This is a genomic window from Mucilaginibacter roseus (assembly GCF_021215455.1).
Taxonomy (GTDB): Bacteria; Bacteroidota; Bacteroidia; order Sphingobacteriales; family Sphingobacteriaceae; genus Mucilaginibacter; species Mucilaginibacter roseus.
Genome location: NZ_JAJPWV010000006.1, coordinates 1 through 21,337 on the forward strand (window position 1 = coordinate 1; position 21,337 = coordinate 21,337).

Annotated in this window: 19 protein-coding genes and 2 tRNA genes; 10 read left to right on the plus strand and 11 right to left on the minus strand. The window is 43.4% G+C overall.

Features of this window, described 5'->3' with window-relative positions; all coding sequences use genetic code 11:
• Positions 1-113 precede the first annotated feature (113 nt).
• The 5 genes from LT679_RS16645 to LT679_RS16665 all read right to left on the minus strand — a co-directional run bounded on the left by LT679_RS16645 (position 114) and on the right by LT679_RS16665 (position 3,205).
• Positions 114-677 carry a DUF4256 domain-containing protein gene (locus tag LT679_RS16645; RefSeq protein WP_232178800.1) on the minus strand — a complete coding sequence of 188 codons (564 nt, stop codon included), beginning with the start codon at positions 675-677 and terminating at the stop codon, positions 114-116.
• A gap of 73 nt (positions 678-750) precedes the next feature.
• Complete coding sequence (locus tag LT679_RS16650) at positions 751-1,545, minus strand: hypothetical protein (protein WP_232178801.1); 795 nt, start codon at positions 1,543-1,545, stop codon at positions 751-753.
• A 2-nt stretch (positions 1,546-1,547) separates the two neighbouring features.
• Positions 1,548-2,846 (minus strand): DNA methyltransferase, encoded by a 1,299-nt coding sequence (locus tag LT679_RS16655; protein ID WP_232178802.1) that lies wholly within the window; start codon positions 2,844-2,846, stop codon positions 1,548-1,550.
• Between the two features lie 147 nt (positions 2,847-2,993).
• Positions 2,994-3,068: transfer RNA gene (locus LT679_RS16660), tRNA-Glu, on the minus strand.
• A gap of 65 nt (positions 3,069-3,133) precedes the next feature.
• A tRNA-Glu gene (locus LT679_RS16665) sits at positions 3,134-3,205 on the minus strand.
• A gap of 171 nt (positions 3,206-3,376) precedes the next feature.
• Here LT679_RS16665 and LT679_RS16670 point away from each other — a divergent pair.
• Genes LT679_RS16670 through egtD form a run of 7 tightly spaced genes read left to right on the plus strand, consistent with a single transcriptional unit; the run spans position 3,377 to position 10,259 of the window.
• The gene (locus LT679_RS16670) at positions 3,377-3,889 is read left to right on the plus strand and encodes a nucleoside deaminase (RefSeq protein WP_232178803.1); all 513 of its coding nucleotides are present in this window, start codon (positions 3,377-3,379) and stop codon (positions 3,887-3,889) included.
• Positions 3,890-3,903: 14 nt separating this feature from the next.
• Positions 3,904-4,185, plus strand: a complete 282-nt coding sequence (locus tag LT679_RS16675) for a DUF427 domain-containing protein (protein WP_232178804.1) — start codon at positions 3,904-3,906, stop codon at positions 4,183-4,185.
• On the plus strand, positions 4,182-5,564 hold the full coding sequence (lpdA, locus tag LT679_RS16680) for a dihydrolipoyl dehydrogenase (RefSeq protein ID WP_232178805.1): 1,383 nt from the start codon (positions 4,182-4,184) through the stop codon (positions 5,562-5,564). Before LT679_RS16675 ends, lpdA begins: the two co-directional genes overlap by 4 nt.
• Positions 5,565-5,569: 5 nt before the next feature.
• On the plus strand, positions 5,570-6,535 hold the full coding sequence (locus tag LT679_RS16685) for an ABC transporter ATP-binding protein (RefSeq protein WP_232178806.1): 966 nt from the start codon (positions 5,570-5,572) through the stop codon (positions 6,533-6,535).
• Positions 6,528-8,099 carry an ABC transporter permease/substrate-binding protein gene (locus LT679_RS16690; RefSeq protein WP_232178807.1) on the plus strand — a complete coding sequence of 524 codons (1,572 nt, stop codon included), beginning with the start codon at positions 6,528-6,530 and terminating at the stop codon, positions 8,097-8,099. The genes LT679_RS16685 and LT679_RS16690 overlap by 8 nt, the downstream gene beginning before the upstream one ends.
• Positions 8,100-8,103: 4 nt before the next feature.
• The gene (gene egtB, locus LT679_RS16695) at positions 8,104-9,255 is read left to right on the plus strand and encodes an ergothioneine biosynthesis protein EgtB (RefSeq protein WP_232178808.1); all 1,152 of its coding nucleotides are present in this window, start codon (positions 8,104-8,106) and stop codon (positions 9,253-9,255) included.
• A gap of 20 nt (positions 9,256-9,275) precedes the next feature.
• Positions 9,276-10,259, plus strand: coding sequence for an L-histidine N(alpha)-methyltransferase (gene egtD / locus LT679_RS16700; RefSeq protein WP_232178809.1), 984 nt, complete (start codon positions 9,276-9,278; stop codon positions 10,257-10,259).
• A gap of 42 nt (positions 10,260-10,301) precedes the next feature.
• Here the strand turns inward: egtD and LT679_RS16705 are convergent, their stop codons facing one another.
• From LT679_RS16705 to LT679_RS16715, 3 genes are all read right to left on the minus strand, one after another.
• Positions 10,302-11,120 carry a response regulator transcription factor gene (locus tag LT679_RS16705; protein ID WP_232178810.1) on the minus strand — a complete coding sequence of 273 codons (819 nt, stop codon included), beginning with the start codon at positions 11,118-11,120 and terminating at the stop codon, positions 10,302-10,304.
• Positions 11,105-14,233, minus strand: coding sequence for a ligand-binding sensor domain-containing protein (locus tag LT679_RS16710; RefSeq protein WP_232178811.1), 3,129 nt, complete (start codon positions 14,231-14,233; stop codon positions 11,105-11,107). Before LT679_RS16710 ends, LT679_RS16705 begins: the two co-directional genes overlap by 16 nt.
• Before the next feature lie 319 nt (positions 14,234-14,552).
• Positions 14,553-15,578: a LacI family DNA-binding transcriptional regulator gene (locus LT679_RS16715; RefSeq protein WP_232178812.1), complete on the minus strand. Its 1,026-nt coding sequence runs from the start codon at positions 15,576-15,578 to the stop codon at positions 14,553-14,555.
• 195 nt (positions 15,579-15,773) lie between these two features.
• Here LT679_RS16715 and LT679_RS16720 point away from each other — a divergent pair, with 195 nt between their 5' ends.
• Positions 15,774-16,685, plus strand: coding sequence for a DUF6607 family protein (locus LT679_RS16720; RefSeq protein ID WP_232178813.1), 912 nt, complete (start codon positions 15,774-15,776; stop codon positions 16,683-16,685).
• Between the two features lie 92 nt (positions 16,686-16,777).
• Here LT679_RS16720 and LT679_RS16725 read toward each other — a convergent pair whose 3' ends face one another.
• Positions 16,778-17,083: a YbaB/EbfC family nucleoid-associated protein gene (locus LT679_RS16725; RefSeq protein WP_232178814.1), complete on the minus strand. Its 306-nt coding sequence runs from the start codon at positions 17,081-17,083 to the stop codon at positions 16,778-16,780.
• 149 nt (positions 17,084-17,232) lie between these two features.
• A complete protein-coding gene (locus tag LT679_RS16730; protein ID WP_232178815.1) occupies positions 17,233-18,441 on the minus strand; it encodes a serine hydrolase domain-containing protein in 1,209 nt (402 codons plus the stop codon).
• A gap of 201 nt (positions 18,442-18,642) precedes the next feature.
• Here LT679_RS16730 and LT679_RS16735 point away from each other — a divergent pair, with 201 nt between their 5' ends.
• Positions 18,643-19,578 carry a hypothetical protein gene (locus LT679_RS16735; RefSeq protein WP_232178816.1) on the plus strand — a complete coding sequence of 312 codons (936 nt, stop codon included), beginning with the start codon at positions 18,643-18,645 and terminating at the stop codon, positions 19,576-19,578.
• A 4-nt stretch (positions 19,579-19,582) separates the two neighbouring features.
• Here LT679_RS16735 and LT679_RS16740 read toward each other — a convergent pair whose 3' ends face one another.
• Positions 19,583-20,182 carry a hypothetical protein gene (locus LT679_RS16740; RefSeq protein WP_232178817.1) on the minus strand — a complete coding sequence of 200 codons (600 nt, stop codon included), beginning with the start codon at positions 20,180-20,182 and terminating at the stop codon, positions 19,583-19,585.
• Between the two features lie 122 nt (positions 20,183-20,304).
• Here LT679_RS16740 and LT679_RS16745 point away from each other — a divergent pair, with 122 nt between their 5' ends.
• A complete protein-coding gene (locus tag LT679_RS16745; protein ID WP_232178818.1) occupies positions 20,305-21,318 on the plus strand; it encodes a tetratricopeptide repeat protein in 1,014 nt (337 codons plus the stop codon).
• Positions 21,319-21,337: the final 19 nt, after the last annotated feature.

Below are 21,337 nucleotides of genomic sequence, written 5' to 3' on the forward strand. Positions count from 1 at the left end.
TTGGGGTGTAAATAAGTAGTAAAGGCAAATGGCCCCCAAAACAAAAAAGCCGGTCAATTGTAGTTGACCGGCTTTGCTGCCTGTTATTGTGTTAATGGTTTAAGCGCTAAGTATTAAACTTTAATCATGCCCCTGAAACCACGAGCAGCGTAGTAGGATGAAGCACCGTTATGGTAAGTAAAAACAGTATCGTATCGACGGTCGCAAAAAATGGCGCCACCGAGTTTGCGGATGCTGGCCGGGGTTTGTATCCAGCTGGATGTCTTTAAATCAAATTTACCCAGTTGTTGCAGCTCACGGTATTGTGCTTTGGTAAGCATTTCAATACCCATTTCAGCAGCCATATCCATTGCGGTGCTTTCCGGTTTAAATTCCTTGCGGGCTTCTAATGCCTGGCTATCATAACACAGGCTGCGCCTGCCTTTGGGACTTTCGGGTGCGCAATCGTAAAAAATGTATTTGCCGGTTTCAATATCAAAACCCACCACATCAGGCTCGCCGCCGGTGCGTTCCATTTCGTTTAACGACCATAGTTTTGAGGTATTAATAAGTAGCTTTTCTTCAACATCAGCCCAGGCAATACCCGGGTGGCGATTTTTGTTCTTTTCAAAACGGGCTTTTAAGGTTTTGAGCAATTCGATTTGATCATTGGGGCGGAGGTGATTTTTAAGATTCATTTAGACGTAGAATGACCGATACTAATTGAATTATTTAAACGCTTTATTTAATAAAATATAAGAAAATCTTATATTAAATGTTTCTTGTCTTATATACATTTAATTCGTCAAAGCTTAATTCTTTATGATCAACCAATCTATAGTGTTTTTCAGAAGATACCAATATTTCCTCTTCTATTCGTTCAAATTCAAACAGAGCAATATCCCCATTCACCATAAATTGTGCTGCTATAGGTTTGCAGATTAAATTAGGGAATTTTGAAGCACCAATGGCAAAGTCCTGTTCAATTTGTACAACACCAAGCTTATCTGATTTGCCTTTTGCCTGAACCGGGATTACATAATGAATTCCGCGCTTATCAATGCCGATATAAATTTCGTCTGTTTCAACTTGCCCCATACTAGGAACAGTGGTTCTCAGATGATTTTGTAGAGAATAACACGTTAAACCAGTAAATATATCAAGCAGTCTATTATATCTTATAATAGCTAAAAGAGCTTGCTCATCACTCATTGCATATTTAGCAATTATACCCGGAGTAGCATTCGGAATTTTTGTTATAGAAAAATGGTCTGTTGGTTTAAAAAAGGTTGTTTTAGTTAACGCTAATTTGTACATGCCTCTTCCTGCAGGCCTTATTATCCATTCAAACCCCTTAGGTGTAATATCAATAATATTTTTAGGTAGCGAATTGCGATAACGGAAAGAGTATAATATATCACCTATGTTTTTTGGTAATTTTACTTTTAAAAGGGCCGCAATATTTTCGATGTCAATTCTAGTAAAATCAATTTCTGTTAATCCTTCTTTATAGGAATTGAAGAAGACAGCTTCAATAATCTGGGAATATCGGTTGGCTTTTGACATGATTATTGATTAAAACCATTCCATTTTAATATAACTACTTCTTCATTTAAAACCGATTTTGTTGTTGTAGAGAATCTCGTTCTAAATAAATCAATTCTTATTAACTCATAGCCTAAAGACTGGGCGATATCTGCCAATATCTTCCCCGTTGGAATCATCACTCTAAGAAAAGAGGCTTGGTCTCCTACCACATAAGCTAAATAAGCATTTGGTGCCAAAACACCACGTAATTCTTTTAAATGCCTGGCAATGCCTCCAAAGTAAAGTTTGGTTACTTTAGCGTATAGCTTTTCAAAGCCGGAGGTTTTACCAAGTTCAATTCTTTTGCTTTCAATCTCCTCGGCTATGTTTTGAATTTCTGAAAAATCAGCTACGAATTGGTCGTCAGAATCATCTTTGTATACGCCTTTTGTATTAGATCTTAGTAAGGTCTTTTTCATAGATCTTAGCTCTTCGCGATTATTTATAAATCCGAGTAATACAGATTCTAAGCGGGTTGTCCTAGTATAATCTTTTTCATTAGGATATGGTGGAGAAGTTATGACTGCGGTAACCTTTCGTCCGTTTAAAACCCTTTTAATATCTCGAGCATCAGATAAGATAACTTCGGCGGAAGGATAATTGTGTTTACCCAGTATCTTCAAATCATTACAAATGTTAGTTATTTGCTGATACCAATTGTTTACCACATCTGCATCTGTCTTGATTTTGCCAATTCCCACTTCAGGCCCAAAACGTAAATTGCTGTTTTTATAAACTAAAGCTGTTCCGTAAGCAAGTTTAAAATATATATAAAATTTAGTATGCTTGTACTTTTCTATTTCCTCTAACAATATAATAGATTTATGTAGAGGAATAGCACTTATTGAATTTTTTAAGATTATTTTTTCCTGATCCGGTTTTAACGATTTAAGTACTTGTTTGCCCGAAGTGTCAACATCAACTTTGCTTATTTCTTTGTTTGCAGAATTTTTTATTTTGTCAACGTAGCATTTCATTTGGTCAACATCAACATCCCAGCTGGTTTTAACAGAGCTTGCAAAATGGGCAAAACCATTTGCTTCGATACCGATGGATGGTATGTTGTTTAATTTGGCTTCAACGATTGTTGTCCCAGTGCCACAAAAAGGGTCCAATAATATATCTTCAGAATTTAGATTAAATTCTTTTATATATTTTCGAACTATATGCGGTGGATAAGATAAAACGAACCTGTACCAGTCATGAATTTCCTTATCTGAGCTATTGATTTTATTAATAACTGAATTTCTATATCTCGGCTCTATTGAAACAGTATCCATGATGTTTTTACCTGAACAAATTTAATTTTTTGATTAAATAAAACTTAACATAATTGGCTAATTATAAATTTAAAGTTTTGCAGCTAATTAGTCTAAAAATGCCTTTATTAACAAAAAAAAAGCCACTAAACTTTCGTAAAGCGGCTTTGGTAGTCCATAGGGGAATCGAACCCCTGTTTCCAGAATGAAAATCTGGCGTCCTAACCCCTAGACGAATGGACCGGGTTAGTGAATACGTAAAAAATAAAGCTGAAAATGATCATTCACAATTCTCAATTTCAACGCGGTAGTCCATAGGGGAATCGAACCCCTGTTTCCAGAATGAAAATCTGGCGTCCTAACCCCTAGACGAATGGACCATTATTTGTAAAAGAACAAATCCCCTTATTTTGGGTCTGCAAAGATATATCTTTCCAAATAAAATTAAAATATTATTTGCAACATTTTAAAATTCTTAAACGGTGTGGTAATCGGCGCGTTATCAAAAAAACAAAAAGCTGCACCAACGTATTGTATACCTACATCAGCTTATGAACAAAAAAAAGATTGACGACAGTCACCTCGGCTTTATGCGGATGGCCGTTAAATGTGCCGACGATAACATACACACAGGCAACGGCGGGCCTTTCGGCGCCGTTATAGTAAAAAATGGTGAAGTGGTGGCCTGCACGCCTAACTCGGTAACCGCTACTAATGACCCTACAGCTCATGCCGAGGTAAATGCCATTCGCGAAGCTTGCAAAAAACTTAAAACGCCCGACCTTGAAGGCTGCATTATGTATACCAGTTGCGAGCCCTGCCCTATGTGTACCAGCGCAATTTACTGGGCTCGCATTGGTGTGGTTTATTATGGCAATACCAAAACCGATGCTGAATGGGCTGGCTTTGGCGATACGCAAATATCGGCAGAGTTAGTTAAGCCGCTCAACGAGCGTAGCGTACAATTTAAGCGCATTGGGGCGAGTGATGCCATACGCAGTTTTGAGCAGTGGGTGGAGCTGAGCGAGGCTGAAAAAAGTGAGGTAAAAAACGGAACTCTTTAGTAAATTTATATCCAATGAAAGCTACCTGGAACAACACGGTGATTGCTGAGAGCGACGACACCATCGTAATAGAGAATAACCATTATTTTCCGCCGGCGAGTGTAAAGCAGGAGTACCTGCAAAGCAGCGAAACACATACCACTTGCCCCTGGAAAGGGCTGGCATCATATTATACCCTTACCGTTGATGGTAAGGAGAATAAAGATGCTGCCTGGTACTACCCGGAACCCAAGGATGCCGCCGCCGAAATTAAAGGCTATATAGCTTTTTGGAAAGGGGTTAAGGTAAGCGAATGAAGCAATATGATGCGATAGTTATAGGCGCCGGGCAGGCCGGTGTTCCCCTGGCTAAAAAACTGGCTAAGGCCGGAAAGAAGACGGCACTAATTGAAAAACGTTTTGTTGGCGGTACGTGTGTTAATGACGGCTGTACGCCTACCAAAGCCATGATTGCCTCGGCAAAGGCGGCGTATAACGCGATACATGCTGCCGAAGTGGGTGTTACGGTTAATGGTTACTCGGTTGACCTGAAAGCGATAAAGGAGCGTAAGGATAAGATCGTGATGAAATCGCGCACGGGCGGCCAAAGCGCTGTGGAGAAAACTGAAGGGCTCGATCTCATTTTTGGAGAGGCCAGCTTTATCGGTGATAAATCCGTGATCGTAAAACTCAACGAGGGGGGAGAGGAGCAATTAAGTGCTGAGCTGTTTTTTGTTAACACGGGCGCGTCACCCATGATACCGGTCATTGACGGGTTGCATGATGTGGGGTACCTTACGTCAACTACCATACTTGACCTGGAAGAGGTGCCACAGCATCTGCTGATTATCGGCGGTAATTACATCGGGCTGGAGTTTGGGCAAATGTTCAGCCGGTTTGGCAGTAAGGTTACCATCCTGGAACGGTCAGAACGGTTATTACCCCGCGAGGATGAGGACGTCGCGCAGGAGCTGACTAAAATTCTGCAAAAAGAAAACATCACCATATTATGCAACGCACAGGCCAAAAGCTTTGATAAAACCGGGTACGAAATAACCGCTGCTGTTGAGCGAGGGGGCGAAACCGAAAGCATCAGTTGCACACATGTATTGGTGGCGGCAGGCCGTAAGCCGCAAACCGAAAGGCTTTCGCTTGATAAAACCGGGGTAGAGCTGGATGATAAAGGCTTTATCAAGGTAAATAATAAATTGGAGACTAACGTGGAAGGCATTTATGCCTTAGGTGATGTAAAACCCGGCCCCGCATTTACCCATATTTCCTATAACGATTATACTATTGTATACCGCAACCTTTTTGAGGGAGAGAGTTTTACTACAGACGACAGGCCGGTACCGTACTGCATGTTTACTGATCCGCAGCTTGGCCGCATTGGTTTGAGCGAGATGGAGGCGAAAAAGCAGGGCATCAACTACCAGGTGGCTACGCTGCCTATGGAGCACGTTGCCCGTGCTATTGAGGTGGGCGATACACGCGGTATGATGAAGGCCATTGTCGACCCGGAAAGTAAAAAGATTTTGGGTGCCGCCATTTTAGGCGAGCAGGGCGGCGAAATTATGTCGGTACTGCAAATGGCTATGGAAGGCGGCATTACGTATGACCGGATACGTTATTGTGTGTTCGCGCACCCTACGTATTCAGAATCGCTGAATAACCTCTTCATGTCGTTAGAGAAGTAAACTGCATGATAAAGGCCGATAACCTGAGCAAACATTTTGGCGCTATAAAGGCGGTTGATAAGGTATCTTTTGAGGTTACTGAGGGCGAAACCATGGTTTTACTGGGTACCAGCGGCTGCGGAAAAACCACCACGCTTAAAATGCTTAACCGGCTTATTGAGCCTACAAGCGGCACCATCAGTATAAACGGCAGGGATGTGGCAAGCCGGCAACCCGAAGAGCTTCGGCGGGGTATAGGCTATGTGTTACAAAATAATGGTTTGTTTCCGCATTACACCGTGGCTCAGAATATTGCCGTAGTGCCCAACCTGCTCAAATGGGATAGAGCGAAAACCCAGAAGCGCACTACGGAGTTGATGGAAAAACTGCATCTGTCGGTACAATACCTTAATGCCTATCCTAACGAGTTAAGCGGCGGGCAGCAGCAGCGCGTGGGGTTGGCCCGTGCCTTGGTTGCCGATGCGCCGGTGTTGTTAATGGATGAGCCATTCGGCGCGCTGGATAATGTTACGCGCACTAAAATACATGCCGAATTTAAAGCGCTTGATGAATTGAAGCGCAAAACCATTATTATGGTTACCCATGATGTTCAGGAAGCTTTTGCCCTTGGCGACCGCATTGTAATTATGGACAAGGGGCGCATTGTGCAGCAGGGCACTCCGCAAGAGTTGCTTTTTACTCCGGCGAATGATTTTGTAAAAGACTTTTTGAAAGAGCAGCATCTGCAATTAGAGCTACGCTCTGTTAAGCTAACGGATATCTGGCCGGGGCTTACAGATACCGGCCGTAAAACACATACTGATCTGCTATCAGCCGATGAAAACATGTGGACAGCCTTAGAGGGTTTTAAATTTACGCAGCACGATAATATCAACATCATTAACCAACACACACGCGAGATAAAAAGCGTTGGCTTTGAGGCCTTGATGAGCGCCTATTATCAATATAAAAAGCAACCGCACCATGAATGAACAGCAACAGTCGCTGCTGGATTTCATGCGCCAGCAATCAGATAAATTACTCTCTCAAACGCTTGAACATATTGGCCTTACCTTTATTTCGCTGCTTCTCGCGGTGATGATCGGGCTACCGCTCGGGATATTGATCGCGCGCAAAAAGCAATTATCCGGCAGTGTGCTGGGTTTTGCCGGGGTGTTGCAAACCATTCCCAGCATTGCTTTGCTCGGTTTCATGATTCCGCTTTTGGGTATTGGCCCTAAACCGGCTATCGTGGCTTTGCTGCTATACGCCTTGCTGCCCATCATCCGCAATACATACACCGGAATAACCGGGGTTGACGTATCGATAAAGGAAGCCGCCGTTGCCATGGGCATGAGCAAGTGGCAAATACTGAAGCAGGTTGAGCTGCCGCTGGCCATGCCGGTTATTTTAGCCGGTATACGTACGGCAACGGTAATTAATGTTGGCGTTGCCACATTGGCATCGTACATAGCAGCTGGTGGCCTGGGCGAGTTTATTTTTGGCGGCATATCGCTTAATAACACCAATATGATACTGGCCGGCGCTATACCGGCAGCGCTGCTGGCCATCGTGTTTGATTTCTTATTATCGTTAATTCAGAAAATGAATTTCCGGAAAGTGCGTTTGGGCGTGTATGCGCTGCCCGTAATTACCCTGCTGCTGGCTTCCTTTTACTTCATTCCATCGGCCTATGGCGGCAAACTTACCGCCGGCTTTACCCCCGAGTTTATGGGACGGCAGGATGGCAACTTGGGCCTGCGTGATAGGTATGGTTTAAAAATTCACACCATCGTAATCAGCGATGCGGTGATGTATAAGGCAGCCTATGAAAAAGAGCTGGACGTGATCAGCGGTTACTCTACCGATGGGCGATTAAAAGCTTACGATCTGGTGGTGCTGGATGATGATAAGCATATTTTTCCGCCATATTATGCAGCGCCTATTGTGAGTGAGGTGGCCTTGAAGAAATTCCCTGAACTGGAGCGTACGCTTAATATGTTGTCGGGCACTATTACAGATTCTATCATGACGGAGTTAAACTACCGTACCGATTATCTACACCAAAGTCCGGAAAGGGTGGCAAAGGAGTTTTTGGAATCAAAAAACCTATATAAGCCCGCACGTAACGGTAAGGCCGGTATTGTACGCATCGGCTCAAAAATATTTGGCGAGCAGTACATTTTAGCCAATATGTATGCGATGCTGATACGGGGTTACACAAATTATGATGTGTCCACAAAAACCGGATTGGGCGGAACAAAAATTTGCTTTGACGCCCTTACCAACAACCAGATTGATTTTTACCCGGAATATACGGGTACCGGCTTGCTGGCAATTTTGCAAGCGCAACCGCAAACGGTAAATAAACTGATGAGTGATAAAGAACGAACTTATAACTTTGTAAAGGCGGAATTTAACAAGCGATACAACATTAAATGGCTTACCCCCATAGGTTTTAACAATGCCTACGCATTAATGATGCGCCGAAAACAAGCTCAGGAGTTAAACGTTAGAACCATATCCGAGCTGAAGAACCACACTAATACCAATTAAATAAATGAATTTAGCAGAACGTTACCAACAGGTGCGGCAACGCTCCGAACATATTTGCAGTCCGCTACAAACTGAGGATTACGTTGTTCAGCCTATTGAGGATGTAAGCCCGCCTAAGTGGCACCTGGGGCATACCACCTGGTTTTTCGAAACCTTTATACTCAAGCCCTACGTATCTGCCTACAAAGAATATAATACCGAATATAATTACGTTTTTAACAGCTACTACGAGAGCGTAGGCAGCAGGGTTATTCGTACAGACCGCGGTAATTTAAGCCGCCCTACAGTGATTGATATTTACAGTTACCGCAAATATGTTGACGAAGCCATGTATCATTTTTTATGTGGGGATATACCGGCGGAAATTCAGGAGTTAGTGATCCTCGGGTTTAATCACGAAGAGCAGCACCAGGAGTTGTTGTATACGGATATTAAATATATACTTGGCCATAACCCCTTGTTTCCGGCCTATTCGCACGAGTATAAGGCGACGCATTTTGAGAGAGCTGTTGGCGCAGAGTTTATACAAATGCCCGAAAGTATTTACGAGATAGGCTTTGAAGGCGAAGGCTTTTGTTTTGACAATGAACTGAATCGCCATAAGGTTTACCTGAATGCATACCAGATAAGCCCAAGCCTGGTAACCAATGCCGAATACCTGGAGTTTATAAACAGCGGCGGTTATCACGATTTCAGGCACTGGCACTCTGAGGGTTGGGCCTGGGTAAACGCGAATAAGATAGAGTCGCCATTGTATTGGTACCTGATAGATGGCCATTGGCACCACTACACCTACCATGGTCTACAACCGCTGGATATTCATGGCCCGGTTACGCACATAAGCTATTACGAGGCTTATGCTTACGCCGCCTGGAAAGGCATGCGTTTGCCTACCGAGTTTGAATGGGAAGCGGCGGCATCTAAGTTTAATTGGGGCCAGCGCTGGGAGTGGACCGAAAGCGCGTACCTGCCTTATCCCGGATTTTCAAAAGCACCCGGAGCCATAGGCGAATACAACGGTAAGTTTATGGTAAACCAGAAAGTTTTGCGCGGCGCATCAGAAGTAACGCCGCCGGGGCATAGCCGCGCCACCTACCGTAATTTTTTCCAAACCGGTTTACGCTGGCAATTTACCGGCATACGCCTTGCAAAATAACCTATAAAATATCAACCACCATGATACTCACACCTACTGCACCAGAAAAACAACCCGAAAACCATTATAGCCAGTTTTTGCATGATGTATTGGATGGACTGAGCGCCACACCGAAGCACCTGCAATCAAAATATTTTTATGATGAGCAGGGCGACAAGCTGTTTCAGGATATTATGAATTGTCCTGAATACTACCTCACCGGCCTCGAGATGGAAATATTTACCCAACAAACTGATTTGCTGGCACACACCATCCGCAAAGGTGGCGAGCCGTTTGACCTGATCGAACTGGGCGCGGGCGATGCTACAAAATCCATCCACCTGTTGCGTAAACTGGTGGAAATGGGCGCGCATTTTGAGTACATGCCGATTGATATTTCAGGCCATGTTATCAGCGAATTAGAGGCAACACTGCCAATAAGCGTACCCGGGCTAAAGCTTACCGGCCTCAAAGGCGAATACTTTGAGATGCTGGCCAAAGCCTCGGCTATATCTGATCGCCGTAAGGTGGTTATGTTTTTAGGCTCCAATATTGGCAATATGCCGGTTGAAGATGCGCAGGAGTTCTGCAATAGTTTGAGGCAACACCTTTCAGCAGGCGATATGCTGCTGATGGGCGTAGACCTTAAGAAAAACCCGAATACCATCCGCGCCGCTTATGATGACAAGGGTGGTATTACCAAAGCTTTTAACTTAAACCTGCTTACCCGCATTAACCGTGAACTGGGTGCGGATTTTGACCTGTCGCAGTTTGATCACTTTTGCAGTTATGACCCGGAGAACGGTGCTTGTAAAAGTTACCTGATCAGCCTGAGCGAGCAGGTGGTAAAAATACAAGGCAAAAGTATTCGTTTCGAAAAGGATGAATACATCTGGATGGAGATATCACAAAAATATACGATTGACCAGGTGGATGAAATGGCTCAACGCGCCGGATTTACTCCTGCCGATCATATATTCGACAGTAAGCACTGGTTTGTAGATGCTATGTTGGTAGCTGTATAAAGATTTTGTTATCCCGGCAGCAATAAACTGCCGGGATCAATATTATTTATCGCCGTTGAGACTATAAAGATAATCAGAGGGCGACATACCAAACTGTTTTAAAAAGTTACGCCCGAACTGGGTTTGTGAGCTGTAGCCCACCATGTCTGATATCTCGTAGATTTTAAACTCTCCCTCGCTCAGCAATTCAGCGGCACGTTTTAACCGGCCAAGATTGATCAGCTCGTTAGGCGTAAGGTCAGATATTGATTTGATTTTACGGTATAAAGTCGGGCGGCTCATGTTCATCATATCCGCCAGGTGTTCCACATCAAGCTCCTTATTGTCCAGGTTTTTAAGGATAAGCTCATTCAGCTTTTCCAGAAAAACTTCGTCGGCACGGTTATGGGCAATGGTTTTAATATGCGCCAATGGTGATTTAGCAAAATACTGCTTTACTTTATTGCGGTTACGCAGCAGGCAGGCCACCTGTACCTGCAAATATTCAGGCGAAAAAGGTTTTTCTATGTAGGCATCAGCCCCCAGTTCAAGCCCCTCAATTTTTGATTGCAGGGTGTTTTTTGCCGTAAGCAGTAGCACAGGTATATGTCCAAGTTCAAAGTCGGCCTTCACAGCTTCACAAAGGGCAAAACCGTCCATCCCCGGCATCATCACATCACTTATAATCAGGTGAACTATCTGCTCGCGCAAAATGTTAAGTGCCGCAATACCATCAGGCGCTGTTATAACCCGGTATTTATCACTCAGATCTTCAGAAACGAATTCCAGAATTTCCTCGTTATCATCCACGAGTAAAACAACCGGTTTATCAAGATCGGCATCGCCGGCTTGATAAGCAGCCAAGCTTAATACTTTTTCCATTTACCGCTTAGGTTAAATTCTATTAATTGGTGTACAGGCAGTGTTAAAGCAAATATAGTAAATCGATTTACATATCCAACTAATTCTAACCTTCCCTTGTGTAGCTCAGCCAATGATTTTGAGATAGATAAGCCTATGCCCGTGCCGGGCTGCGGTCCTTGTTCATTTATGCGGAAAAAGGGCTCAAATATTTTAGCGCTAAGCTCGGTCGGCATGGGTTTACCGTCGTTACGCACTTCAATAGTAAAGTTTTCATCGCTACCGGCTAATGGCATCAGCTCAACCTCAACGTGGTTGTCACTATATTTAATGGCGTTATCCAGCAGGTTGCTGATTATTTTAGTGAACCCTTCCGCATCAACGTAAGCTTGCAGCTGCGCTTCAGGCAACAGTAGTTTATAAGCCAGGTTACGATGCTCGGCAGCCAGTTGAAAGCGGCTATGAATATCAGTAAGCAGTTCCGGTATATCAACGTTCACAAAGTTGAGCGAAAAGCCCTTCGCTTCCGTCTTACGGAAATCAAGCAGTTGGTTGGTAAGTGTGAGCAGCCGGCCGGTATTACGGTCAATTATCCTCAAGTTTTTTTCAATATCAGGCACTTCACCCGCTTTTTTCATCACCTTTTCCATCGGCCCTTTAATAAGCGTTAGCGGGGTGCGTATCTCGTGGGCTACGTTAGTAAAAAATTCTATTTTGGCTTCGTATATCTCGCGCTCCTTTTCGTTTTCAAAAATCTCCATCTGCCTGCGGTGCTTGGCTTGTAATTTCCGGTTATAACGGTTTATCAGCACAATAACTGCAGTCATCAGTAGCAGGGTATAAATTAAATAAGCGGTATTGCTCTTCCAAAAAGGCGGTAGTATTTTAATAACAAGGCGCGCTTCCTTGTTATTCCAGATGCCGCTGCTGTTGGCCGCTTTAACCCTGAATGTATAAACTCCGGCAGGTAACTCTGTAAAATAAACTTTTCGGTTAGTTTTTATATAGGTCCATTGGTTATCCAGCCCGTCCATCCGGTAAGCGTATTCAAGCGTGCCGGGAGAGTTGTAGCTCAAGGCGGAGAAATCGATACTGAAAGATGAGCTTTTATAATCGAGCACAATTTTGCGGGTAACCAATATGGAGCGTTTAAGCGGCGAGCCTTTTTGCGCTACGGCAAGCTCGCGGTTGTTTACCTGGAAACCTGTTATATATATGGGCGGCGCAACGGTATTGGTTATAAATTCATCGGGGTTAAAGCATACCATGCCTTTTACACTGCCAAAAAACATGTGCCCGGTTTCATCCCGGTAAGCGGAGTTATAATTAAACTGATCAGTAAGTAAGCCATTGGCTTTCGTAAACACCCGTATTTTTTCGGTAGCCAGATCAAAGCTTACCAGTCCCTTTGAAGTGCTTATCCAGAGTTGTTTCCGGGCATCCTCTAAAATGCTGTATATAAGGTTGCTTGGCAGGCCCCAGTTAACCGTATATTGCTCGGCTTTTTTTGTCTGTCTGTTGTACTTAAATAACCCCGACTCAGTTGCAAACCACATTTGGTTTTCTGAGTCTTCAAATATGTCGGTTATCCGCACTTTTGACATGTCGACATTCAGCAAATGGTTAAGGGTACCGCTACTCCCATCGGCATTCAGGTAAAATATGCCATGCCTGAACGTGCCCGTCCATAGTGTGCCTTTGCTATCCTGCGTTATAGCGGTTATAAAAGCTGATGCCGGCAAATGTGGAAGTAACGTAAAATCGTCCGTCTGCCGGTTGTATTTGTATAAGCCTACAGGTGTTCCCACCAATATATCGCCCGCACGGGTTTTGAGCATACAAAAAATAAAATTGCTTTTGAGCTGGTGTTGTCCCGGTCCGGCGTTGTAATGCCTGATTACCTTTGCTGTATGTAAATCCATAACATCAAGGCCATGCTCAAAGGTGCCCACCCATAATTCATTACCGTTAATAAGCAAACCGTGCAGGTTGGTATTAGCAATGCCCGACCGGCCATCGCCAGGGCGATAGTTGCTAAACTGCTTGGTTTTTAAGTTAAACTTATTCAGCCCGGCATCCTCGGTACCAATCCAAAGATTTCCGTCGTAATCACGGCAAATTTCACGTACCGCATTTCCGCTAATGGAATTTTCGCCGATACGTGGAAAAAACTTTTCAAAAAAAGTATACCGTGGCTGATAATAGTTTACACCTCCAAAATAGGTGCCCGCCCAAATGCCGCCTTCAGTATCCTTAAACAAGGTATAAACAGCATTGTCGGCCAGTGAGTAGGGGTTGTTATACTGCTTGCGCAGGTTTACCAGTTTATTGGTTTTATCGTGATAAATAAATATACCCGATTCGGTAGCTATCCAAAGCTCATCAGATGAAACGCGGAGAAAATTTCGTGCGAAGATGTCAGTGCCGTTTTCATTCCGGGTAACAAGGTCTGCAGATTTATGCGTAATGGTATTAAATATTTTGACCCCCTGGTTAGACGCACCTATTAGCAACCGGCCCGGGCCATCGCTGGTTATATTCTCTATCCAGTTTGAAACAGACCTGTTGTTAAGGTTGGATAATGCTTTAAAAGGAGTGAAAGTATTGTTGCCAGGGTTATATCTTTGTAAATAACCATCGGCGGTTGACACCCATATATCACCCTCGTAAGATTTACATACGTATGTCGCGGCAAAGTTTTCACGATAGGATGCTACGGAATGGTCAGCAATATTGTAACGAAATAATGATTGCCCCGACACGATCCATAAATAGCTGCCTTGTTTTATTACACTTTCAATAGCCTGCTGCTGAATACCGTTTATAAAAATAAAATGTTCGCTTTCTCCATCGTAACGATACAAGCCGTTTTCAGTGCCGACCCATAAGATGCCTTGATCATCTTCGTAAAGTGTCGAAATAAAGTTGCTCCCCAGCGTATTCTTGTCGTTTGGGTCGTTGCGGAAGGTTTTAAAGGTGTAGCCATCAAAGCGGTTAAGCCCATCCTTTGTGCCAAACCACATAAAGCCGCGGCTATCCATTATGCTGCAAATAACAGCGTTGTTTGATAGGCCCTGCTCAACCTGGTAATGCGTAAAATAGTACGATTGTGCAATGCCGTTGAAACCGGACATTAGTAACACGAAGAGCATTAATAGTTTAACTTTCAATGGCAATTAAATGGATGGCTGTACCAAATATAGTTAAACACGCTTATTTAGAAGAATGATGAGCGCGCAGAATAGGTTTGAGATTGAGACGATTTGCAGAATTATTGATACAAAAGCGATAGGCCATCAAAGCGTTATTTGCCCATCTTTGAAATAACCATTACTACAAGCGGGTAACCGTTAAATTAAACTTTTGCTCAATTAAGGCATACGCAGGTATGTAAAAAAATAGTCCCGATAGCACGCTTGTTGTGCGTTATCGGGCTTTTGTGTTATTAGCCCCTTAATTTTTTGTGGAGCCGCGCACAACCAGGTCGGCCGGTATTTGCATTTTGATCTCGGATATATCCAGCTTATCATCATGCAGGCGGGATAACAAAAGGTCAATAGCCGATTTGGCTATTTGATAAGTTGGCTGTTTAACAGCCGTAATACCCGGCGGATATAGCTCAAACAACTCGTTATCATCAAAGCTCACCATGGCTATGTCATCAGGTATGCCAAGCTTTAACTCGTTAATGGCCTGCAAACCCATTGATCCGAGATAGTTAGTGCTGAAAAATACCGCTTCAACTTTTTTATTTTTCTTTAAAAAGTCTTTTATCGATGCAATGGCGTTCTCTTTGTCGCTACCAAACGGTACTTTAAATATAAGCTTGTTGTCTTCTTTTAGTCCGCCGGCCTTAACGGCGTCGCGGTAACCGGTAATACGCTCCTCCAGTTGCACAAGGTCCAGATCGGGGGTAACGTAGGCAATGCTTTTATAACCCGATGTAATGAGTGATTTAATCGCGTTAAAAACGCTGTTATAGTTATCAACCAAAACATGCGGAATGTTAAGATCCGGAAAATAACCATCAATCAGCACCACCGGTTTGCCGTTATTAACAATGTTTTCAATGTCGCTTTCCAGTCCCTTCATTGGTGTTACAATGTAACCGTCAACCAATTGGTTCGATAGCATTTTGATCACGTTTTTGCCGGTTTGCACGTTGTTGTTTGTGCTGCAATAAATAACACCATATCCGGCCTTTTCCGCTTCTTCCTCAATCACCTTGGCCATGGCGCCAAAAAAAGGCCCACCTATGGTTTCTACAATAAGCCCGATAACTTTTGATACCCCGGTGCGCAAGCCTACCGCCATACGGTTGGGCTCGTACCCGTTTTTGGTGGCCACGTCAAGTACCTTTTTCTTTATTTCGTTACTGATACGGCCCTTGCCGTTTATTACAAAAGAAACCGTTGTTATTGACGTATTGGTGAGCTTGGCAATATCCTTAATGGATATCTTCTTTTTATTATCGGCCATCTTGTTTAAAAACTGTAATCGTTGGGTCTGCTGGTTATAAAAATAATACGCAAGATAGCTTTTAACGGTTATAGTGCGAACTTATGATGTTAAGTGTAAAAATAACTTTTATTATCACTCACACAATAGCTAAATCTTTTTGCGCCGAAGGTCAATTTTTTGTTTACTTTGTTTATTCAATCTAAATAAATGTAAATGAAAAAGCTTTTTTTACTTTTATTCATCCAATTGACCGGCTCTGTAACCTTTGGACAATCTAAGCTCGAGCAAGACAGGCAGGCCATCCGCGCATTAGAGGGTTTTTATAAAGTTACCTTCAACTACGCCGAAACATTTGCGCCCGATACGGCATACAAATTTCATCCACGCTATAATTCGTGGGGTTACGAATGGGCGGTTATTGAAGAAGACTCACCAAAGAAAATAGTGATACAGCATTTGCTGGTTGTAGGCGATAGCACGGTAATAAAACACTGGCGTGAGGATTGGCAATATGAGGAGCCAACTATGCTGGCGTTTGACAAGGATAATACCTGGAAGAAGGTTAAATTAAAACCAGCTGAGGTAAAAGGACGTTGGGTGCAAAAAGTTTTCCAGGTTGATGACAGTCCGCGATACGAGAGTATTGGTACCTGGGTGCATGTTGACGGGCGCCACCAATGGCAAAGTGAAACGGACTCACCATTGCCACGCCGGGAGTTTACCAAGCGCAGCGATTATAATGTATTGCGCCGCGGCAACCGCGTTTACCTGACACCGGAGGGCTGGATGTTTGAGCAGGACAATCAGAAAATCATCCGCTCGGCCGCGGGCAATAAATTATTGGCGCAGGAGAAAGGCTACGAAGAATTTACCAAGGCTGATGAAAAAGAGTTTGCCTATGCCAAAAAATGGTGGGCCAGCCAAAAAAGCTACTGGGCTGATGTACGCAAAGTATGGGATGACTTATACGCCAAGAATAGCGTAGTTAAGATAAATCAGAAAGCCGGCGGAAAGTTGCTGTTTGAAAAGCTGTTTGAGCTGGGCGATCAATCCGTAAAAGAAAAATGGGAGTCAGCCAAAAATAAGCAGGAAGTTGAAAAAGCGATTAAAGCGCACGTGCTTTAGTAGCAGTGGCGGTTGCAGTAGCAGTTTAGTATGCACTAAATATATACTGCAACTGCTATTGCCACTTTAAAAATAATGCAATTCAAAAATAGCTACTGCCCGAACATACCGCCCAGACCGCCGAACATATCTTTGGCGATGGCTGCGGTTTCGGCCTGGCTTACGTTATCTGCCTGCTCAAGGGCTTTGTTGAGGGCTACAACCAGCAATTCCTCAATTTCTTCCCTGTCGGCATCAGCATAAAAGGCTTCGTCAATGGTAACGGATTGTATCACCTTATTGCCGTTGGCTGTTACGGTTATTTTACCACCCTCGGCAGTGCCGGTTACGGTGATGCCGTCTAACCTCTTTTTTACTTCGCCAGCTTTTTGCTGTGCTTCAAATAATTTATCAAACATATGTCCTCAGTTTTATGCCGTCATTGCGAGGTACGAAGCAATCTCTTTAAGAATATTTTACAGCGCATATGTCGCTTCAGAGATTGCTTCGTACCTCGCAATGACGTGGTTGTTTTCGTTAATATACCCCTTTAGGGGGTGTGGGGCTCCTAATCTTCAGCCGCGTCGCCCTGTCCGGTGTAGGCATTTTTACGTACAATAGGCATGCCTGTTATTTTAAACAGATCATCCAACTGTAGCAGGCTACCGTTGGCTAAATTAGATAACAATACAATGGTAACATCGTTTTTTAGGTCGCGCAAATAAATATGCCTGAAACCATGCCACCAGCCGGTATGGTACACCACCTTTTGGTTCGGGCCATCAAATATGCGCCAGCCATAGCCGTAGCTAAAATGCCCGCGTAGCAATGGGTTGTGGGCTGTGTATGCCGAATCCTGCGTTTGCTTTTTCAGCAGGATGCCGGCGCGCAGGGCGCGGTCAAACAAAAACAGGTCGCCCACGGTACTATAAATGCCTTTATCGCCCACTGGGCCGTCCAAAAAGTTTTGTGCCACCGAGTATCGCCACTGGCCGCGATCGTGGCCAACAACATCAACCGGGATTTTTTCATATACGGCTTTTGAGTACACGGCGGTATGGTGCATCCCGGCAGGGCCAAAAACATTTTCTTTCATAAACTCGGCATAGCTTTTACCGCTCACCTTTTCAATAATAGCGCCCAGCACCATGTAGTTGGAGTTGTTGTAATGAAAATGCTTATCGGGTTTGGTAAACGGGTTGGGCTTGTATTGCGCTATGAGGTTCATTACGTCCATGTTCGTCATGCCCTTGCGCTGGTCGCGGTGCTCCTTGCGGTAAAGGTCGTCGGTAAAATAAACATAGTTCATCATACCGGAGCGGTGCGTAAGCAGCAGTTTAACCGTAATGCCATCGTACGGAAAGTTGGGAAAAAACTCTTTAACATTCTGGTCGAGCTTTAATTTGCCCTGCTCAACCAGCATCATAATGGCGGTTCCCGTCATGGTTTTGGTGACTGATGCCAACTCAAATTTTGAGCCCAGCTTCAGGCTGTCTCGTATCAGGTAATTAGCCCAGCCGAATGATTTTTCGTAGATGATCTTCCCTTTTTTTGCTACCAGCACATTGCCGTTAAAACCACGTTTTTTATGCAGAGCCTGCATAAATTCGTCTATTTTTTTATCCTCTTTCTTGGGGTCGTATTTTAAAAGCGCCACGGTATCAAAGTTCACCTTTTCACCGTCGCGGGTGGTGGCTTTCTTTTTGTCGGATGAGCACGAAGCAAATAATATTAAGCACAGGGCAGAGGTTGAAACACACTTGATCACAGATCTCATATACAATATATCCAGTCGATAAAACGAGGGCGAAAAATAGAAATTATACAGCACCTAAATAATAATTGTTTTTAAATATTATTAACATTAAGGTAAACTGCGGCTGGTTCTGCCTGATGTTTTGCGCCGCGATTTAAAATATTGTTTGTTAAATGAATGCCCGTAAAACCAAGTTAAAACTGTTTTTTGTACAATTGCACTATGAAGCTTACGCGCCCCCGAACGGTATACTTTTATTTACTGGCCATATTGATCGCCTTTAGCGGGTGTAATAAAAAGCCGAAAAAGAAGGTTGACGTAAAACCATCCTTTAAAAATGTTTTGGGCATAAAATACACCGAAATTAAGCGCTGGCTTGAAAACGGATTAACTTTTGACAAAAGCGGTTACCAGTTGGAGCCGGAGTGGAAGCTTTCATTTCCTTCTGATGATTCTGCCAACATCTTCAGCCCTGAGCGTAAGGTTTTCTATAATTTCCCGGTTACTTATGATCATGATTCAATTGTGAACATGGCGCGTGCCTGGCTGCGGGTAAAAAAGGTTACTAAGGATAGCCTCGTATTTCAGATATTAAAAGTCGAGGGAACAACCATTTACCTGGAGGAATCGAAGGTATTTATGACCCTTTATGCAAATGATTACATCAAAAATGTATTAAAAACCGATGCCAAAACGCTGATGCGGCCTTCAAAAGCAGATACAGCTTTCATTATGAAACGCGCGGAATATGTAAACACCCACCCGGATACCGCCTTTGCGGCCCGTGAGCCGGTACAGTTCATCAGTAAATCTCCCAATATAACCGTCGAAAAAGTTGAGGTACATGCCCAGGCCATCCGGTATGATAATGTTGACCCCGAGGATGCCTATATGTATCCAGAATACAATATCACCATAAAAAAGGCTTACAGCGACTTTAAATTTACCTTTGCCGCCTTTGTCGACGCCAGCGGCGGACTTCATTTTGATAAGCCCTTAATCGCCATTATGCCCGATGATTACGAGCAAAAGGTGAAGGTAATGAAGGGTGTAATGGATGGCTACCTTAAACTATACCTCACCACCCTGCCCGGTACCACGTTAGGCATACCTCATACCAGCCGTGTAACCCTGAGGGTAAAGGGTATAAAAGGTTAATTACTTATTTGCATTTAGCAAGGTGGGCGGTGTACTGGCCAATAAAATCATTACGATAGCCCTGATACTCGGCTGCGTTTTTAAAGTGGCCTTTTGCGGGTTCAATGTTGTTAAAGTAAATATAGATAATCATGTTATCGCCCGGGAAGATGACGAACGTACCTAACGTTTCGCCCTCACTAATACCGGCACGACTCAGGCCGTACGCCTTGTAGCCGTTATAGTCAAGCTCCAATAATTTTCCGGTGGTTTCCATGCCGGTTGTTTGCGCGTTGAGGTAACTCAGGTTGGCCAGCACATTCTTTTTATCCTGCTCATAATTTTCTGGCTTGCTCAGCTCAACTATCAGGTTTACAAAGGGCGCTTTCTTTTTATTGTTGTAGATGATGCGGTAACCTTCAGTCACAGTAATCGGCACTTCGCCTGCTTCAGTAACCAGCATGCGGGTTTTGTCAGCGTCCGCCAGTAAACGGTCTGCCGTTCCGGCTTTCAGGTCGCCGGCTTTTTTAAGGGAAAGGTAGCATGGCTTAATACCCGTTTGTGGTGTAAAGCCACTTAGGATAATAAATGATAATACGGCTAATAATACGGCTGGCTTTTTCATGATAAAGTATTTTAGAGTGAAGATGATAGCTGATTAGAAAAGGTTGCAAAGCTTATGATAGTATTTTAAAAATAAGTTTAAGCACTATTGTAAATATATTGAATGATATATACGTTAGTAGCATGACTAAGCTTTCTCACATTGTGGCCGCATTTGCGGTTTTATTGGTATTTAACCTTACTGCTAATGCTCAAAATGTAACAGCCAAGGCGTTAATTGATGAGGGGATGGACCTTCATGACAAAGGCCAGTACAAACAGGCGATCCAAAAATATACCGAAGCGTTAAAAATTGAACCGGGCAATACAGATGCCCCGATAGAGTTGGCTAATAGCTATATCAGTTCAGGCGATTATACCCAAGCGGCCTCTATTTTAGATAAGCTTATTATTAGCGCAAAGCAACCAATAGGAGATGCTTATAACTTACGGGCTTTACTATATGTGAGGAATAAACAATCGCAAAAAGCTATAGAAACGTATAAGGCAGGTATAAAAAACGATCCGGGCAACGCTGCGCTGTATTTAAGTTTGGCATCACTATATTATAACGAGAGCAACAATGCAGAAGCAGAAAAATATGCTGCTGAGGGTTTAAAAAAGGATTATAAGGATGTTGGCCTGCACCGTATGTACGCTACCATTATGTACGGTCAGCATAAGTATGTTCAGGGTATTATGGCATCGTGCAACGTATTATTACTTGAGCCTAATTCAGAAAACGCGAAATACGTTTTGAACCATATTAACACAGGATTCGCAGATGCGGCGGCTGCGCAAACCACCTATCAAAGTGGGAAATATGCGCAGGCGGAACAGTTTTTAAAAAAGACGGTGGTAAACACATCTAATTATAGTGAAAATGTGAGTAAGGCTTTTGTTTTTGAACTTCGCCTCGGCGAGATTTTTAAAGGGGTGGGCGCTATCTCTCAGAGCATTAAAGCGCCAAAGGATTTCTTCTGGAGTTTTTATGCGGATTATTTTTATTCGCTTGAGCAGGCAGGCCATCTCCCGGTTTTTATACAATACATTAGTCAGCGTAACCTAACGGCGAAAGAACTAAGTTGGTTTAAAGATAATCAGGACAAGGTAAAGGCTTTTAACACCTGGTATATCAGCACAGCCAGAAAGTATTAAATCTAAACACTTACATAAG

What these genes read in the sequence shown, in the direction of transcription:
- LT679_RS16645 (WP_232178800.1), bottom strand. Translation starts at nt 677, where the DNA reads ATGAATCTTAAAAATCACCTCCGCCCCAATGATCAAATCGAATTGCTC.
- LT679_RS16650 (WP_232178801.1), bottom strand. Translation starts at nt 1,545, where the DNA reads ATGTCAAAAGCCAACCGATATTCCCAGATTATTGAAGCTGTCTTCTTC.
- LT679_RS16655 (WP_232178802.1), bottom strand. Translation starts at nt 2,846, where the DNA reads ATGGATACTGTTTCAATAGAGCCGAGATATAGAAATTCAGTTATTAAT.
- LT679_RS16670 (WP_232178803.1), top strand. Translation starts at nt 3,377, where the DNA reads ATGAACAAAAAAAAGATTGACGACAGTCACCTCGGCTTTATGCGGATG.
- LT679_RS16675 (WP_232178804.1), top strand. Translation starts at nt 3,904, where the DNA reads ATGAAAGCTACCTGGAACAACACGGTGATTGCTGAGAGCGACGACACC.
- lpdA (WP_232178805.1), top strand. Translation starts at nt 4,182, where the DNA reads ATGAAGCAATATGATGCGATAGTTATAGGCGCCGGGCAGGCCGGTGTT.
- LT679_RS16685 (WP_232178806.1), top strand. Translation starts at nt 5,570, where the DNA reads ATGATAAAGGCCGATAACCTGAGCAAACATTTTGGCGCTATAAAGGCG.
- LT679_RS16690 (WP_232178807.1), top strand. Translation starts at nt 6,528, where the DNA reads ATGAATGAACAGCAACAGTCGCTGCTGGATTTCATGCGCCAGCAATCA.
- egtB (WP_232178808.1), top strand. Translation starts at nt 8,104, where the DNA reads ATGAATTTAGCAGAACGTTACCAACAGGTGCGGCAACGCTCCGAACAT.
- egtD (WP_232178809.1), top strand. Translation starts at nt 9,276, where the DNA reads ATGATACTCACACCTACTGCACCAGAAAAACAACCCGAAAACCATTAT.
- LT679_RS16705 (WP_232178810.1), bottom strand. Translation starts at nt 11,120, where the DNA reads ATGGAAAAAGTATTAAGCTTGGCTGCTTATCAAGCCGGCGATGCCGAT.
- LT679_RS16710 (WP_232178811.1), bottom strand. Translation starts at nt 14,233, where the DNA reads ATGTCCGGTTTCAACGGCATTGCACAATCGTACTATTTTACGCATTAC.
- LT679_RS16715 (WP_232178812.1), bottom strand. Translation starts at nt 15,578, where the DNA reads ATGGCCGATAATAAAAAGAAGATATCCATTAAGGATATTGCCAAGCTC.
- LT679_RS16720 (WP_232178813.1), top strand. Translation starts at nt 15,774, where the DNA reads ATGAAAAAGCTTTTTTTACTTTTATTCATCCAATTGACCGGCTCTGTA.
- LT679_RS16725 (WP_232178814.1), bottom strand. Translation starts at nt 17,083, where the DNA reads ATGTTTGATAAATTATTTGAAGCACAGCAAAAAGCTGGCGAAGTAAAA.
- LT679_RS16730 (WP_232178815.1), bottom strand. Translation starts at nt 18,441, where the DNA reads ATGAGATCTGTGATCAAGTGTGTTTCAACCTCTGCCCTGTGCTTAATA.
- LT679_RS16735 (WP_232178816.1), top strand. Translation starts at nt 18,643, where the DNA reads ATGAAGCTTACGCGCCCCCGAACGGTATACTTTTATTTACTGGCCATA.
- LT679_RS16740 (WP_232178817.1), bottom strand. Translation starts at nt 20,182, where the DNA reads ATGAAAAAGCCAGCCGTATTATTAGCCGTATTATCATTTATTATCCTA.
- LT679_RS16745 (WP_232178818.1), top strand. Translation starts at nt 20,305, where the DNA reads ATGACTAAGCTTTCTCACATTGTGGCCGCATTTGCGGTTTTATTGGTA.